Source organism: Candidatus Pelagibacter sp. uisw_091 (genome assembly GCF_059512525.1).
Genome location: NZ_CM183455.1, coordinates 741986 through 757233 on the forward strand (window position 1 = coordinate 741986; position 15248 = coordinate 757233).

Annotated in this window: 18 protein-coding genes; 8 read left to right on the plus strand and 10 right to left on the minus strand. The window is 29.9% G+C overall.

The features are described 5' to 3' along the window. Window positions 1–12: 12 nt before the first annotated feature. From AC5YGA_RS04115 to AC5YGA_RS04155, 9 genes are all read right to left on the minus strand, one after another. Window positions 13–855: a fumarylacetoacetate hydrolase family protein gene (locus AC5YGA_RS04115; protein ID WP_415307869.1), complete on the minus strand. Its 843-nt coding sequence runs from the start codon at window positions 853–855 to the stop codon at window positions 13–15. Beyond that, on the minus strand, window positions 852–1718 hold the full coding sequence (locus AC5YGA_RS04120; protein WP_415307870.1) for an NAD(P)-dependent oxidoreductase: 867 nt from the start codon (window positions 1716–1718) through the stop codon (window positions 852–854). The genes AC5YGA_RS04115 and AC5YGA_RS04120 overlap by 4 nt, the downstream gene beginning before the upstream one ends. Window positions 1719–1723: 5 nt before the next feature. Beyond that, complete coding sequence (locus AC5YGA_RS04125) at window positions 1724–3166, minus strand: NAD-dependent succinate-semialdehyde dehydrogenase (RefSeq protein WP_415307871.1); 1443 nt, start codon at window positions 3164–3166, stop codon at window positions 1724–1726. Window positions 3167–3248: 82 nt separating this feature from the next. Then, window positions 3249–4178, minus strand: coding sequence for an NAD(P)-dependent oxidoreductase (locus AC5YGA_RS04130; RefSeq protein ID WP_415307872.1), 930 nt, complete (start codon window positions 4176–4178; stop codon window positions 3249–3251). A gap of 61 nt (window positions 4179–4239) precedes the next feature. Further along, the gene (locus AC5YGA_RS04135; RefSeq protein ID WP_415307873.1) at window positions 4240–5439 is read right to left on the minus strand and encodes an enolase C-terminal domain-like protein; all 1200 of its coding nucleotides are present in this window, start codon (window positions 5437–5439) and stop codon (window positions 4240–4242) included. After that, complete coding sequence (locus AC5YGA_RS04140) at window positions 5439–6398, minus strand: dihydrodipicolinate synthase family protein (RefSeq protein WP_415307874.1); 960 nt, start codon at window positions 6396–6398, stop codon at window positions 5439–5441. Before AC5YGA_RS04140 ends, AC5YGA_RS04135 begins: the two co-directional genes overlap by 1 nt. Before the next feature lie 10 nt (window positions 6399–6408). Continuing rightward, complete coding sequence (locus AC5YGA_RS04145; RefSeq protein WP_415307875.1) at window positions 6409–7188, minus strand: ABC transporter permease; 780 nt, start codon at window positions 7186–7188, stop codon at window positions 6409–6411. 14 nt (window positions 7189–7202) lie between these two features. Continuing rightward, entirely contained in the window at window positions 7203–7970 is a 768-nt protein-coding gene (locus AC5YGA_RS04150) for an ABC transporter ATP-binding protein (RefSeq protein WP_415307876.1), read from the minus strand. A 60-nt stretch (window positions 7971–8030) separates the two neighbouring features. Continuing rightward, entirely contained in the window at window positions 8031–9029 is a 999-nt protein-coding gene (locus AC5YGA_RS04155) for an ABC transporter substrate-binding protein (protein ID WP_415307877.1), read from the minus strand. 190 nt (window positions 9030–9219) lie between these two features. On the opposite strand from AC5YGA_RS04155, the gene AC5YGA_RS04160 reads away from it, so the two are divergent. Together AC5YGA_RS04160 and AC5YGA_RS04165 are read left to right on the plus strand one after the other, a co-directional pair. After that, window positions 9220–10203, plus strand: coding sequence for a GlxA family transcriptional regulator (locus AC5YGA_RS04160; RefSeq protein WP_415307878.1), 984 nt, complete (start codon window positions 9220–9222; stop codon window positions 10201–10203). A 176-nt stretch (window positions 10204–10379) separates the two neighbouring features. After that, window positions 10380–10706, plus strand: coding sequence for a GYD domain-containing protein (locus tag AC5YGA_RS04165; protein ID WP_415307879.1), 327 nt, complete (start codon window positions 10380–10382; stop codon window positions 10704–10706). Window positions 10707–10743: 37 nt separating this feature from the next. On the opposite strand, the gene AC5YGA_RS04170 is transcribed toward AC5YGA_RS04165, so the two are convergent. Further along, window positions 10744–11577 carry a phytanoyl-CoA dioxygenase family protein gene (locus tag AC5YGA_RS04170; protein WP_415307880.1) on the minus strand — a complete coding sequence of 278 codons (834 nt, stop codon included), beginning with the start codon at window positions 11575–11577 and terminating at the stop codon, window positions 10744–10746. Between the two features lie 35 nt (window positions 11578–11612). Here AC5YGA_RS04170 and moaA point away from each other — a divergent pair, with 35 nt between their 5' ends. Genes moaA through msrP form a run of 6 tightly spaced genes read left to right on the plus strand, consistent with a single transcriptional unit; the run spans window position 11613 to window position 15236 of the window. Next, window positions 11613–12605 carry a GTP 3',8-cyclase MoaA gene (gene moaA / locus AC5YGA_RS04175; RefSeq protein WP_415307881.1) on the plus strand — a complete coding sequence of 331 codons (993 nt, stop codon included), beginning with the start codon at window positions 11613–11615 and terminating at the stop codon, window positions 12603–12605. Then, entirely contained in the window at window positions 12606–13151 is a 546-nt protein-coding gene (gene moaC, locus AC5YGA_RS04180) for a cyclic pyranopterin monophosphate synthase MoaC (RefSeq protein WP_415307882.1), read from the plus strand. A 7-nt stretch (window positions 13152–13158) separates the two neighbouring features. Then, window positions 13159–13626 (plus strand): thioesterase family protein, encoded by a 468-nt coding sequence (locus AC5YGA_RS04185; RefSeq protein ID WP_415307883.1) that lies wholly within the window; start codon window positions 13159–13161, stop codon window positions 13624–13626. After that, a complete protein-coding gene (locus AC5YGA_RS04190; RefSeq protein ID WP_415307884.1) occupies window positions 13623–13892 on the plus strand; it encodes a molybdopterin biosynthesis protein MoeD in 270 nt (89 codons plus the stop codon). Before AC5YGA_RS04185 ends, AC5YGA_RS04190 begins: the two co-directional genes overlap by 4 nt. After that, window positions 13892–14344: a molybdopterin synthase catalytic subunit gene (locus AC5YGA_RS04195; RefSeq protein WP_415307885.1), complete on the plus strand. Its 453-nt coding sequence runs from the start codon at window positions 13892–13894 to the stop codon at window positions 14342–14344. The genes AC5YGA_RS04190 and AC5YGA_RS04195 overlap by 1 nt, the downstream gene beginning before the upstream one ends. Beyond that, window positions 14331–15236: a protein-methionine-sulfoxide reductase catalytic subunit MsrP gene (msrP, locus tag AC5YGA_RS04200; RefSeq protein ID WP_415307886.1), complete on the plus strand. Its 906-nt coding sequence runs from the start codon at window positions 14331–14333 to the stop codon at window positions 15234–15236. The genes AC5YGA_RS04195 and msrP overlap by 14 nt, the downstream gene beginning before the upstream one ends. The last annotated feature ends 12 nt before the right edge of the window (window positions 15237–15248 follow it).

Below are 15248 nucleotides of genomic sequence, written 5' to 3' on the forward strand. Positions count from 1 at the left end.
ACTACCTAGTAGTTATTCTAGCACAACTTTTGAATTTTGTGAGCCGAGATTTTCAACAATTAAATTCATCATATCTCCTTCTTTTAAAAAAACTGGTGGATCCATTCCCAAACCAACTCCAGGAGGAGTTCCTGTTGTAACTATATCACCAGGCATCAAAGTTATAAAACTAGAAATATGTGCTAATAAAAAATTAAAATTGAAAATCATTTGGTTTGTATTTCCTGTTTGATGTCTATTGCTATTCACATCAAGAGTTAAATTTAAATTATTAACATTTTTGATTTCATCTTTTGTGACTAAATAAGGTCCTAAAGGTCCAAATGTATCACCAGATTTTCCTTTAACCCACTGACCACCCTTTTCTTTTTGCCACTCACGCTCACTTATATCGTTACAAATACAGTATCCAAAAATATAATCTTGTGCATCTTTTTCTAAAACCCTCTTAGCTTTTTTTCCTATCACAAAGGCAATTTCAACTTCATGATCTAATTTTTTAGATCCTCGTGGAATAATTACATTATCGTTTGGTCCAACTATAGAATGAACTGACTTATTAAATAGAACTGGGTTTTCAGACGTTTTTGCACCAGTCTCTTTTGCATGTTCAGCATAATTTAAGCCAATTGCAAAAAAATTTCCTGGCTTAGAAATACAGGACCCTATTCTTTCATTTTGATTTATCTCTCCCAAACTCTTCAAATCTATTTCTTTAATATTATCTAGAGTTTCAAAGTTAATACTTTCAGGATTTAAATCTTTAATAACTGAAGATAAATTTCTATATTTTCCTTCGTTATCTAATGCTACAGGAATTTCTTGTCCTACATTTCCAATTCTTAAAAATTTCATTTTTTATTTATCTTTTCAATTGCATTATATAAAGAGCTATGATCTGTATTGCCATGCCCATCTGTTACAAGATCTTTATACATTTCTTTAACTAAACTAGAAATGGGCAAATGAATTTCAATTGCTTTTCCAGCGTTAACAATATTGGTCATATCTTTTAACTGTGTTGTAGTTTTTCCTTTTGGTGCAAAATCTTTATTAATCATTCTTTTTCCGTGTGTTTGTAATATTTTACTATCAGCCCAACCTCCTGATAAAGCCTCAATCATTTTACTTGGGTTGGTTCCAGATTTCTCACATAAAGTGATAGCTTCTGCCACTGCTCCAATGGTTACACCCACAATAATTTGATTAGCTAATTTAGATATTTGGCCAGACGATACTGGGCCTACTAATGTTGGGTTACCCATTTTTTTAAGTAGCTCATAACAATTTTTAAATGTTTCTTCGTCACCACCAACCATTATTGCTAATGTTGCCTCTTCAGCTCCTATAGTTCCACCAGAAACTGGGGCATCTAAATAATTTATTTTTTTTTCTTTTAATTTTTTTGAATACTTTATGGTCAAAACTGGATTAACCGAACTCATATCAATAACAGTGGCTCCTTCTTTTATATTAGAAATAAATTCATCACTACCCATCACTTTTTCAACAGCATCATCATCTGTAAGCATTGTGATAATTATATCTGAATTTGTGACAACATCTTTAATGGATGCAGATATTTCTGCTCCAAATTCTTTTAATCTTTCAGCTTTATCATGAGATCTATTATAGGCTTTTAAATTGTACTCAGATTTAAGAAGATTTTTGGCCATGGGTAAACCCATGAGACCCACTCCAATAAAACCAATTTGCATATGTGTTAGCCTTTAATGCCCATGTGAGTATATTTAACATTAAGGTAGTCTTTGATGGCCATTGATCCACCTTCTCTTCCATATCCACTCTGCTTTATTCCACCAAATGGTGCCTCAGCAATTGCAACAGCTCCTGTATTGACTGCTACAGATCCTGTTTCTAATCTTTCGGATGCCAGATGAGCTGTTTCCATAGAATTAGTACAAACATAACTACATAAACCAAGATCATTATCATTGGCTCTTTCAATAACTTCATCAAAAGATTTAAATGATAACATCGGAACTAATGGTCCAAATGGTTCTTGTTTCATAATGGTAAAATCATCTTTTACATCATCAAAAACTGTTGGCTCATAATAAAAACCTTTATTAAAGCCTGCTGGTCTTTTTCCACCCAATAAAACTTTAGCACCTTCTTGTTTAGTTTTTTCAACCAACTCTTCAATTTCTTCTAATCTTTTTTGAGTTGTTAATGGGCCCAGTTGAGTGTCCGGATCTATTCCATTACCAATTTTTAACTTTTTAGTTTTTTCGATAAATAAATTTATAAATTCTTCTTTTTTACTTTCATGAATATAAAATCTATTAGGAGAAATACAAACTTGTCCATTATTTCTAAATTTTGTGGCAATAGCTATATCAGCTGCTTTTTTAACATCAGCATCATCAAAAACTATAAAAGGAGAATGACCACTTAATTCCATTGTTACTCTTTGAACTTTATCTGCGGCTTGTTTTAAAATTAATTTTCCAACTCTCAAAGATCCAGTAATCGAAATCTTTTTTATTATATCTGATTGAATTAATTGAGAAGCTATAGCTGGAGGATCACCTGACAAAAGATTTACAGCTCCTGGTGGAACTCCACATTCTCTACAAATATCTACTAATTCCATTACTACACCAGGTGTAATTGTATCTGGTTTAATAATAACTGAACAACCCGCTGCAAGTGCAGTTGATATTTTTCTAGCTGCTAAAATAAGTGGAAAATTCCAAGGTGATAAGGCAGCTACAACTCCAACTGGTTGGTAATAAACATGTACTCTTGTGTCTTCAAACCTACTTTCAATAGTTTGACCAAAAATTCTCTTTGTCTCTTCAGCGTTCCATTCAAAAATATCTGCTGCTCCATTTGTTTCACCAACACCTTCGGCTAAAGGTTTTCCATTTTCTAAAGTCATCCACTTAGCTAATACGTCTTTTTTTTCTCTCATCCGATCAGCTATTTTTCTTAATATATAAGATCTATCCCACGGTGTTGTTTTTTTCCAAACCTTAAATCCTTTTTGAGCAGACTTTAGTGCTCTATCAACATCAGCAGGAGTGGCTTTTGATGCATGACCTAGAACCTCTTCTGTTGCCGGGTTAATTACTTCATAAGTTTCTTTATTTTCTGAGGGTGACCATTTACCCTCGATAAACTGTCCAAATTTTTCGTACATTATATAATTTAGCCCCTGGTTAATTATTAATATTTTAATATTTTAACAAATATTTTTTTTCATTCAATTAATAAAGATTAATTTAATAACCCTTTGAAGGATTAATTATATTTAACACTTTACTTTTTTTTAAATATTTTTGCAAATTATCTAAAAAAAAGTTAATCTTATCCATCATCTCGTCTTTGTATCCACCTCCAGTATGCTGTGTAAGTATTAGGTTTGGACAAGACCAGAGTGGGTTATTTTTCCTCAATGGTTCCTCGGCCGTAACATCTAAAATGGCCCCTTTTAAAAAATTATTTTTAAGTTTTTTTATTAAATACTTTTCATCGATTAAATTACCCCTACCAACATTAACTAAAATAGTTTTTTTTGATAAACTGCTAATCATTTTTTTATTAAAAAGCATTTTAGTTTTTGCTGTCCCAGGCAGTGCACAGATGACTATTTCTGCTTTTTTTAATTTTTTAATAAAAAATTTTTTCTTTGAATTTGAATCAATAAATGAATATTGACAATTAAATACTTTTAGATATTTTGATATTTCTTCATTTATTGATCCTTTACCAAAGAATAAAACATTTTTATTATTCAGTATTTCTAATTTGCTCCTCATTGGGTCACCAATCCATTTTTTTTCATTTTTTAATAAAGTAAATGTATTCAAACCTCTATAAAAAGAAAAAATTCCAGCCATTGTTGTTTGGGCTACTTGACAAGCAAAAAAACTTTTAAGGTTAGTAATAATTACAACTTTATCTAAAAAATTTTTTTTTACATTGGAATATTCACCAAAGCCTGTCGACTCTAATTGAAGCCATTTTATTTTGCTACTTTGTTTTACCCAGTTTGATGGAATATTTCCAAAAACAATTTCACATTTAAGAAAATTATTATCAGCAATTTCTTTAAATTTTAAGTTAGAAAAATATAAATTATGTTTTTTTAAATTATCTTTAAGAATTTTTTTTTCTAAACTTTCTAACTCACATGCAATATAAATATTCATAAATTTATATTTTAGTTTATTATTTGTGGAGGATTTAATTCTTTTATATTCATTTTTTTAACTATTCTTTCCAATAATCGTCATTTGGTTGCCCTCTATCAACGACAACACACGAATAAACTGCTTTTTTATCAAATAAAAAATCTTTTTCAATTTTATCATTCATGGTGATACCTATTCCTGAATTTTCAGGTCTTAAAAGGGTTCCATTTTTAATGACTCTTTGATCCCCAAACATTATTGGTTCAAGCTTGTACGGTATCATTGGAAATTCAACTAAATTTCCATTACATCCAAATGCAACATGGTAATTTGCCATAATTGCTACAGGTCCACCCCACGCATGTACAACGGGTGTTATTTTTTTTGTTTTTGCATGGTCAAATACTTCTCTCACCGCATGCATTCCCCCAATAACTGACGCATCTGGTTGAACAAAGTTATAAATATCTAAATTTATTCTTTCGATCATTTCTAAAGGTGTGGTTATAACTTCACCTCCACAAATATCTATATTGAGTGTTTCTTTCAATTTTTTAAACCCCTTTATATCCATAGGGCCAACCGCTTCTTCTAAAAATAAAATTTTTTCTTTAGTAAAGTTTTTTACAAAATTGACATAGTCTATTACATCCTCTGCATTTATTGGTGGGTCAGCCAGGTTTTGACACATGTCAATACCTACATCTACATCGTATTTTCTAGCTTCTTTGAGCACCCATGCAGTTCTATTAATATCACTTGGAACTGCTCTAATTTTATATTTCTTTATTCCTAGTATATTTAAAAGTTCTAACTCCTCAATAAAATGTTCTTTTGTGTCACAAATTCCTCCACTTCCATAAACTTCTATGTTTTCTTTTGAACTATTTCCAAATAATTTATATGCAGGACATTTTTGAGTTTTGGATTTTGCGTCAACTAAGGCTGTTTCAATTGCACTTGTAGTGTGTCTTGCGGCCCCTTGTAATGACCAATAATCGCAAACACTGCATAAATCTTTATATCTTCTTAAAATGTCAAATCCATCTTTTCCAATTAGGTATGGTGTACAAAGTTCAACAATGGATTTAAAAACTTGTGGCGCAAAAACTCCTAAATAACCTTCACCATAGCCCTTTACACCATTTTCCAATGTTACTTCAACTAATCCAATAGTTCTTTTTGGTCCATTAGGAAAGCACTCTAAAATTTCTGGATGTTTCTCATCACCATACTCTGCACTTAATAGAATTGTTCTTATGTTTTCAATTTTACTCATTAAAACTTTAAATGAGGAACTTTAATTTTCTTCATGTAATCAAGTGTTTTTTGTCTATATTTTTCACGCATATCCCTTGTTGGAGGCCTGCATCTACTTGAAGGAAGGCCTACTAATTCCATACAAAGTTTATCTAAATATCCATCACCAGAAGTGTAGTTAGTTTCTATTTCTACCCACAGTTTATAAAAAGGCATAGCCTCTTCAATCATCATTTTAGCAACTTCCTCAAAGTTTCTTTTATTAATTTCATTAATTAATTTTGCACCCCATTCTGGCCAAAAGTTACACATATGAACTTCAAAAGCTTTTGCATTTAATGGCTTCATTGCTGAGTAAGGAAAAAATAAATTATTATCAATTATTGTAAACCTGCTAGAATAAGTTGATGTCACATCTTCAAATTCCATTGCATCAGTTCGTGGTGTTGCCCATTTTAATCCAACAATATTTGGAAGATCTTTTATTTTTTCAATAAGTTGATTAGAAACACTAGTTGAAGTCCAAAAGGTATTATATAAAATTATACCAATTCCTTCAGCTGCACTTGATGCTGTCCTTACATATTCAATAAAATCATCTTCAGTGTGTTTGAAATAAAAAGGACAGGAAACTTGAAGGAAATCATAACCAAAATCTTTGGCTACATCTGCGAGTTTTTCTAATTCTTGGGTATTTGTTGTTTGGCCACCAAGAGCAATTGGAACTCTTCCATTTACTATTTTTGCGCTTTCTTTAGCTAATGATAACCTCTCATCAAAGCTCATTGCTGAAAAATCACCTGCAGCTCCACCAAAAAGTAGTGTACAATTCTCGTTATTTAAACCGTTTCCCAATAAAAACTCTACGTAATCTTTCAGTGCATCAAAGTTAAGAGGTAAATTTTTTATATCCTTAAAGGGTGTTGGAACGGTTACATAACAACCTTCTAATTTTTTTTTTAAATTTTCATAATCCATAATATGTTCCTTATTTGTTGATTCTTTTCATTGATATATGCCAAGGTATTAATATCTTTTCCATCATTGTAACAAAGCCAAATACCGACAAGCCTAAACAGGTTAAGAAAAATATTCCTGCAAAAGCTAAATCTGGTCTCATATTTCCTGTTACAATAGAAATATAAAAACCAAGTCCTTTATCTGATCCAATAAATTCCGCTATAGTAGCTCCAACAGTTGCGTTAATAGCTGCATATTTAAAGCCAACAAAACATTGAGGTAAAGCAGCTGGTAAACGAATTGTAAAAAAAGTTTTTAGTCTACTAGCTCCAGTAGATTGATAAAATAAAGTAAGTTCATTGCTTAATGAATTAAATGCTAAAATTGCATTTAACACTATTGGAAAAAAACAAACTAGAACTACAATAATTACTTTAGGCATCAACCCAAAACCAAACCAAGATATAAATAATGGCGCAAAAGCTATTTTAGGTGTCATCTCAATACTAACAAAGAAAGGATATAAAGTTCTTCTTAATATTGATGAAAAAGAAATAGCTATTCCAAACCCTAAACCTAGAATTAGAGCTATAATGTATCCAAGTACAGTCTCTAGAGCGGTAACACCAGTATAATAAATTAACTTATCTAAATCAGCAGAACCTTTTAAAACAATTTCTGAAGGTGCTGGTAGAATGTATCTTGGTATATCAAATAAAGGTATTGAATATTCCCAAAATAAAAAAAAGCCAACAAAAAATAAAATTAACATCCATCCACTGAAGATCCATTTAATAAATTTTTTCATTTTAATAATACTTTTTAAATAACACCATATTTATGAAAAACTTCTTGAATTGAATTTACATATTCAATAAATTTAGGTGATCGTTTAACCTTTAAATCTCTTGGGTACGGAAGGTCTATTTTCATCTCTCTATCAATTTTACCTGGTCTTGGTGTAATTAAAATAACCCTGTTAGATAGCTGAACTGCTTCCTCAATAGAGTGAGTAACAAATATAACTGTTGGTTTTTTAACCATCCATAATTTTTGAAAATCAGCTCTAATTTTTTCTCTAGTCATTGCATCTAACTTACCCAGAGGCTCATCAAGTAAAATTATTTTTGGGTCATGTATCATTGCTTGACAAAAAGCAGCTCGTTGTTGCATACCTCCTGATAATTCATTGGGAAATCTTTCTGCAAAATCCTCTAAATTTACAGACTTTAAAATATTATCAATTTGTTCTTGATAATCTTTAAGATTAAGCCCTCTCAATTCTAGTTGTAGTTCAATATTACCCCTAACAGTTCGCCAAGGAACTAAGGTATTATCTTGAAACATTATTCCAATATCTGTCTTTGGTCCATTTACAAGTTTCTTTTCAAATTCTACTTTTCCACTTGTTGAATCTAATAATCCAGCAACCATAAGCATTAGAGTTGATTTTCCACACCCAGAGGGTCCTAAAATTGAAACAAATTCTCCAGCATTAATATTTATAGTTGCAGGTCCAAAAGCATGAACTTCATCCTCACCATTTCCAAATACTTTTTTTAATTCTGTTACTTCTATGAAATTTTTCATTTATAAGATTTAAAACTAGCCGAGTATTATTTATACTCGACTAGTAATTTAATATGTTGATTAATTTATGAATTGATTTGTATAAAAGTCAGATGACTTAGCATTTTTGTCTAAATCATTATACTCTTTCATCAATTTAACCATACTATCCCAATCAGAAGCAACATTTAGACCAAGAACTTTTTTCTTGTTTGCTCCAGAATATAATATTCCTAAAGTTACATCTAAAACTTCTCTTGATTGAGCTTTACCAGCGTCTTCAGCCATTGAACCACCAACAATATCAGCAATTGCATTTACGGCAGCATCTGGATTTTTTTCTGCTTTAGCATAAGATTCCATTGTTGCTTTAATAAATCTTTTTGCTATATCAGCGTTATTTTTAATCGTATCATTATGAGCAGCTATACAGTATCCAACTTGATTTACTCCAAAATCAGAATATGGAAAAGCTACTGGTTGAGCGCCACCGTTTGCTTTGATTTCAGCTGGTTTATCATCTAATCCACCTAAAATTCCTACAGAACCACCACTACCTTGTAAATAACTTGATACAAGAGCACCATCTGGAACAACCGTTATATTAATATCAGATTCCTTAAGGCCGGCATTTTTTAAAACAATTGGGAAAAAAGTATTTACTCCAGCATTAGCTGTTGTTAATATTTTTTTTCCTTTTAAGTCTTTAATTGTCTTAACACCACTATCAGGCTTAACAAGAATTGCTTCTGTTCCCATAGCATCAATTACACCAATTGACTTTAATGGTGCTCCTTTAGCCACAAGATCTGTCATAGCTCCACATGAACCGTAAGAAAAATGACTGTCTTTATTAGCCACTAGTCTGTGTGCAGAACTTGATCCATTTCCTGATCTAATATCCAAATCAATGCCGTATTTAGCATAAGTTCCATCAACAAAACCTAATGCAAAGCCCGCATGTGATCCGTAGTACATCCAGTTCAATCTTAATTTAACCTTATCTGCAGCAAATGAAGTTGAAACGGTTAATAAAAAAATAATTGCAACTTTGCAAATATTATTTAAAAGTTTAATCATATTGTTCCCTCTCTATTGTTATTTTTAATATCTTCTCAATTATTTTTATAAAATAAACTATTTTAAACGACAAATTATCAATATTTATAGACAAAAATTAAATTGTTTAAATACATGTTTAATTCTATGATATTGTCATAAATAAATAAACTTATGTCGTTAATTATTAACTTTTTAATCAATTAATATTATGGAAAACAAAGTATTTTCATTTGATATTATTCTGCAACCAGAGTTTCCATCCAACTCATTGGTCTTAATACAGGAGGCACTAAGAATAACTAATCAATACAGAATTAATGAAATTTTTAAATATAAGCTGATAACTGTTGATGCAAAAAAAATTAGATCAAGCAATGGTCAGTGGTGGAAGGCAGACGGTGGATTAGAGGCTATTAAAAATCCAGATTTTATAATTGTAATAGGAGGAAATTTACCTGTACAAAAAAAATCAAAAAAATTGTTTTCTACATTAAGGATAGCTCATAAAAATTTATCAAAAATAATTGCAGTTGATACTGGTGCTTTTTTAATTGCTGAATCTGGTTTAATTAATAAAGAAACGATTGTTTGTACACACTGGGAAACTAAAAGTAATTTTTTAGAAAGATATCCTGACATAAAAATTGTAGAAAATATTTATACTATAAATGCCAATGGTCTGATGTTTGCAGCAGGTGGAATATCTACACTAGATCTAATACTTGAGTGTATTAAGAAAATTAAAGGAAAGAATTATTCTGATGAAATTGCACAAGCTTTAATTTATAAACCCAGAGAAAAATCAACAATGCAAAAAGATGATCAATTTAATCCATTAATAGATAATATTTGTCAAAAATCAATTTTAATAATGGAAAAAAATATTGAAACACCAATCAAAATAAATGAGATAGCAAAAAAACTTAATATATCCTTAAGAACATTGGAGCGTAAGTTTTATAAATTGTATAAAATGTCTCCAATTAAATTTTATGTTAATTTAAGAATAAAATTTGCAAGAAATCTTCTCTTTTATGATGATCGTAAAATTAGCGAAATATCTAGTATTGCTGGATTTAATTACAATTCAGTATTTATTAATTCTTTCAAAAAAATTTATAATAAAACACCTTCTGAATATCGAAAATATTTTAGAAACCAACAATTTGATAAAAATATTCTTGGAAATTAATATTTATCTTTATAATTTACTAAATTACTTGTTATAATGGGAGTGACCAATTGTCATCCATAAATTGTCCAAATTTTTCATACATAATTTGCTAAACTTCAAGTTGATTTTAAAAAAACTTATTTAAATTTATAACAATTATGTTTTAATATTTATGAACTAATAAGGAGACATGTATGAAAAAATATATTGTAATGGGCAATTACACTGCAAAAGCATTTCAAGGTTTTATGAAAGACCCTTCTCAAGATAGAGCAGCGGCGGCAACTCAATTATCAGAAGCTGTTGGTGGTAAAATGGTATCTTTTGATATCGTTAGAGGAACTTATGACTTTGTTGGTGTGATAACTGGAGATGTAGGTTTTGAGGCAACTGCTGCTGTTAAATTAGCTGTTGAATCGACTGGAACAATAACAAATTTTACCATTCTTGAAAAAATGGACATTAACAAAGCTGCTGAGCTAGCCTCTAAAGCTATGGCTGGTTACAAGCCTGCTGGCTAATTACTTAAATTAACTTTCAGTTTGTAAAAGCTGGAAGTTAATTAGTTTCAAATAACGTTGGAAACATTTTACCAGACAAGTCATCGCCATTTTTATAACCATTATCTTCCATAATAGCTCTTTCTTCTCTAGCCCAATCTCCTCTATAAATAATTTTAGAATTTTCTTTTGCCATTCTTAGTGTGTATCTATGGACATCTTTTTTAGGCGTAACAGTATTTAATCCTCCATGTAATGTTCTAATATCAAAATAAATACAGTCACCAACTTCCAGATCCCATTGCAAAAATTCATAATCATCTTTATTTTCTAATATGTTAGGAGTTAATTCATATTTTTTTCCATTAACAACTCCAGCCTTACCATCAACTTCATGACCATCGTTAAATCTTGTTCTTAAAAATAGTTTATCCCATAAATGTGAACCTTTAACCCAAGCTATGCCGTCTTCTTTTTTAACTGATTCAAGTGGAATCCATAAAACACACATAGATCCTTCAAAATCGAAATATGAAATATCATGATGAAAAGGTGGTGATGACTTCGACCCAGCTTCCCTGAAAAACCAATTATCCATCACTAAATTAATCTTTTGTGCCTCTAAAAGTTCTGCTGCAATTTTTGGAGTTGGTGAATTAAATACAAAATCTTTGAATTCTTCATGTAAATTCCAGGTCCAAAAATCTTCATAATATCCTGGTAATTTTTGATCTTTTGCATGATTTACAAATCTTGAGCTAGGGCTTTCTTTGCCTTTTTTGATTCCTTTTTTTAACTTTTCAATCCATGCGTTATCAAATTTGCCTTTAATCAAGACTGCACCATCTTTTTTGAATAGATCTACTTCTGTCTTGGTAATAATTTTGCTCATATATTATTATTATAATATAATGTAATAAAAATAAGATGAAAACATTAAGTGATACTTTTGGAAGAAAATTCCCCTATATAAGATTATCAATTACAGATGTATGTAATTACAGTTGTACCTATTGTTTACCACAAGGTTATAAAAAAACACCCGGAGATATGAGAAGTTTTATGTCTGCTCAAGAAATATCCAGATTAACAAAAGCGTTATCTGAATTAGGTGTTTGTAAAATTAGATTAACTGGTGGAGAACCAACAGTTAGAAAAGACTTTTTTGATATCCTTAAAGATATGAAGCAAAATTCAGATATTCCAAAAGTAACAATGACGACTAACGGTTATCGTTTGGACAAAATTGCAGAGCAATTATGTGAAGCAGGTTTGGATGGAATAAATATTAGTATAGACAGCTTAAATAAAGAAACTTTTAAAAAAATAACAGGTCATGACAGACTTGATGAAATTTTAGAAGGCATAGAGATTTTACAAAAATTTAATTTCAAAAATATAAAGATTAATGCCGTTTTACTTAAGGGTATTAATGATACCCATGATGAGTTTAAAAAATTTGGAAATTTCATAAAAGATAACAATATTGATTTTAGATTTATAGAGTTGATGCAAACAGGTGATAATTTAGAGTATTTTAAAAAAAATCATGTTTCCTCTAAAATATTCAAAGATTTTTTAGAAAAAAATAACTGGATCCCTCAAACAAATGGGAAAGATGCAGGCCCTTCATTAAATTTTATACATCCAGAATTTAAGGGGAAATTTGGATTAATTGCTCCCTACACGAAAGATTTTTGTCAAACATGTAACAGATTGAGAATTACCTCTAGAGGTGATTTAAGATTATGTTTGTTTGGTAATACTGGAATTAGTATTAGACATTTATTGCAAGATGATGCTCAAAAAGATGAGCTTGTAGATTTAATAATTAAACAATTACACCTTAAAAAAGAGTCACATTATTTAGAGCTTGGAGATACTGGAATTACTCCAAATTTATCAAGTACTGGTGGATAAATGGAAAACTTAAAAGTGATAAATGAAGAAAAATTAAAAGATTGGGCTAGGGAAATTTTTAAAAAAAACTCATTTAACATGATTGATGTTTCGTCAAAAAAAGAAACATTTAGAAGAGCATTAGCTTCCGGTAAAATTTATGTGGGTAAAGAAGTTTTTAATCTAATTAAAAATAAAGAAATGCCTAAAGGTGATCCGATCACCTTAGCTGAAGTATCAGCAGTCTTAGGTGTTAAAAAAACTAGTGAATTGATTCCACTATGCCACCCACTTCCAATAGATCATACAGCAACTAAAATTATCATGCATGATGAAGATGCTTCATTAGAAGTTTTTTGTGTTGTGTCTGCTGTTGCAAAAACTGGTGTAGAAATGGAAGCTATTATGGGTGTTAATACTGCACTAATAACTATTTATGATTTAAGTAAAATTGTAAATCCACATCTCAGAATTGATAATATTAAGTTATTAATTAAAGAGGGTGGAAAAAGTGGTTTATGGACTAATCCTGATGGCTTACCAAAATTTTTAAAAGATATCTTTTAGATTAACTGTGTCTATTTATTTAAAATCACAAAAAATAATTAAAGAATGGGTTGATTATAATAATCACCTTAATATGGCTTATTACGTTTTAATTTTTGATCAAGCATGTGAGGTAATACTTGAAAAATTTAAAATGGGCGCAGACTCAGCTAAAAATGAAAAAAGAAGCACGATGGTAGTTGAAACCAATACTAAATATATTAGTGAAATAAAACAAGATGATGAAGTGGATATCATGCTCACTTTTTTTGATCATGATAAAAAAAGACTACATTTAAAACTTGAAATGATCGAAAAAAAAACAAAAAAAATTTCAGCTTCTATAGAGTGGCTTTCCTTATACATTAACCTAGAAGTTAGAAAGGTTACAGATTTTGAAAATGAAAAGATAGAAATAATGGATCATTTTATTGATCAGAATAAAGATAATTTTAATAATGAAGATTTAAAATTTTCATCTAAAATAAAAAAATGAAAATTAAACTTGAACTTTTTGGTGCGAGTAGAGACTTTAGTAACAAAGATCACTTAGAGTTTAACATTAAAGGACAGCTTGAAATTAAAGATTTTAGGAAAGAAATAATTAATTATTTAGATAAAAACTTTAAGGGTAATGAAAGTTTCATAAAAATTGTAAAAAGTTCTGCTTTTTGTTCTGAAGATAATAATATTATTAATGATGATTTTAAAATTACAAAAAATCAGAAAATTGGGATTATACCGCCAATAGGTGGTGGTTGATGCTACATACAAAAATTATAGATATTGAAAAAGATAAAATAAAAACTTCTGTAGCAGAAGTGTTTATAAAATCTTCCTCATATGGTGCATCAATTATTTTTAATGGCACAGTAAGAAATATCAATGAAAATAAAGAAGTTATTGGAATAACTTATGATAGTCATGACGAATTAGTATTAAAAAGCTTTAATGAAATTTATAAAGAAACTACTGAAAAATTAAAAATTATGGATAAAGCAGTATTTATAGAACATGTTAAAGGTTATGTGGGGCTTGGTGAAACTAGTATTATTATTGCAGTTGCCTGCAAACATAGAGATGAAACTTATGTGTTATCTAGATATATTATTGAAGAAATTAAAAAAAGATCTCCTATATGGAAAAAAGAACATTATAAAAATGAACAAAGTGAGTGGCTAAAAGGTAATCCTATTAAAAATGAAAAAATATAAACATTCAGAAATTACACCTGAGCAAATATACAATAAAAGAAGAAAGTTTATTAAATCTATTGGCTTAAGTGTAGGTTCATTAACCTTAAGTAGTGTACCGTTTTTAAACAATGCTTATTCACAAAATAAAGCTGAGCTAACTTCATATAAGGATATTACGACTTATAACAACTATTATGAGTTTGGAACTGGAAAAGGTGACCCTTTCAAAAATTCACAAGAATTTGTTACTAAACCATGGAGTGTTACTATTGAAGGTGAAGTAGACAATCCAATCACACTTTCAGCTGAAGAAATAATTTCTTTATTTCCTTCCGAAGAAAGAGTTTACAAACTTAGATGCGTTGAAGGGTGGTCTATGGTAATTCCTTGGATGGGATTTTCTCTAAGTAAATTACTTAGCAAAATATCTATCAAAAATACTGCTAAATTTGTTGAATTCGAAAGTGTTTATGACCCTGAACAGATGAAAGGCCAGAGATATCCAGTTTTAAATTGGCCTTACAGAGAAGGATTAAGAATTGACGAGGCTATGCATCCTATAACAACAGTTGTTACTGGCCTTTATGGAAAGGCATTGCCCAATCAGAATGGAGCTCCATTAAGAATTTTTGTTCCTTGGAAATATGGTTTTAAAAGTGCAAAAGCAATTGTTAAAATAAAATTAGTTGAAAAAATGCCTACATCATCTTGGATGAAATCGTCTCCAAGAGAATATGGGTTTTACTCAAATGTTAATCCAAACGTTTCACATCCAAGATGGTCACAAGCAACAGAACGTGTCATAGGTGAGGGTATTTTGTCTCCTAGAATTGAAACTGAAATGTTTAATGGGTATGGTGATGAAGTTGCAAATTTATACTCAGGTATGGATTTAAAAAAAAACTTTTAAATACATAAAATT

What these genes read in the sequence shown, in the direction of transcription:
- AC5YGA_RS04115 (WP_415307869.1), bottom strand. Translation starts at nt 855, where the DNA reads ATGAAATTTTTAAGAATTGGAAATGTAGGACAAGAAATTCCTGTAGCA.
- AC5YGA_RS04120 (WP_415307870.1), bottom strand. Translation starts at nt 1,718, where the DNA reads ATGCAAATTGGTTTTATTGGAGTGGGTCTCATGGGTTTACCCATGGCC.
- AC5YGA_RS04125 (WP_415307871.1), bottom strand. Translation starts at nt 3,166, where the DNA reads ATGTACGAAAAATTTGGACAGTTTATCGAGGGTAAATGGTCACCCTCA.
- AC5YGA_RS04130 (WP_415307872.1), bottom strand. Translation starts at nt 4,178, where the DNA reads ATGAATATTTATATTGCATGTGAGTTAGAAAGTTTAGAAAAAAAAATT.
- AC5YGA_RS04135 (WP_415307873.1), bottom strand. Translation starts at nt 5,439, where the DNA reads ATGAGTAAAATTGAAAACATAAGAACAATTCTATTAAGTGCAGAGTAT.
- AC5YGA_RS04140 (WP_415307874.1), bottom strand. Translation starts at nt 6,398, where the DNA reads ATGGATTATGAAAATTTAAAAAAAAAATTAGAAGGTTGTTATGTAACC.
- AC5YGA_RS04145 (WP_415307875.1), bottom strand. Translation starts at nt 7,188, where the DNA reads ATGAAAAAATTTATTAAATGGATCTTCAGTGGATGGATGTTAATTTTA.
- AC5YGA_RS04150 (WP_415307876.1), bottom strand. Translation starts at nt 7,970, where the DNA reads ATGAAAAATTTCATAGAAGTAACAGAATTAAAAAAAGTATTTGGAAAT.
- AC5YGA_RS04155 (WP_415307877.1), bottom strand. Translation starts at nt 9,029, where the DNA reads ATGATTAAACTTTTAAATAATATTTGCAAAGTTGCAATTATTTTTTTA.
- AC5YGA_RS04160 (WP_415307878.1), top strand. Translation starts at nt 9,220, where the DNA reads ATGGAAAACAAAGTATTTTCATTTGATATTATTCTGCAACCAGAGTTT.
- AC5YGA_RS04165 (WP_415307879.1), top strand. Translation starts at nt 10,380, where the DNA reads ATGAAAAAATATATTGTAATGGGCAATTACACTGCAAAAGCATTTCAA.
- AC5YGA_RS04170 (WP_415307880.1), bottom strand. Translation starts at nt 11,577, where the DNA reads ATGAGCAAAATTATTACCAAGACAGAAGTAGATCTATTCAAAAAAGAT.
- moaA (WP_415307881.1), top strand. Translation starts at nt 11,613, where the DNA reads ATGAAAACATTAAGTGATACTTTTGGAAGAAAATTCCCCTATATAAGA.
- moaC (WP_415307882.1), top strand. Translation starts at nt 12,606, where the DNA reads ATGGAAAACTTAAAAGTGATAAATGAAGAAAAATTAAAAGATTGGGCT.
- AC5YGA_RS04190 (WP_415307884.1), top strand. Translation starts at nt 13,623, where the DNA reads ATGAAAATTAAACTTGAACTTTTTGGTGCGAGTAGAGACTTTAGTAAC.
- AC5YGA_RS04195 (WP_415307885.1), top strand. Translation starts at nt 13,892, where the DNA reads ATGCTACATACAAAAATTATAGATATTGAAAAAGATAAAATAAAAACT.
- msrP (WP_415307886.1), top strand. Translation starts at nt 14,331, where the DNA reads ATGAAAAAATATAAACATTCAGAAATTACACCTGAGCAAATATACAAT.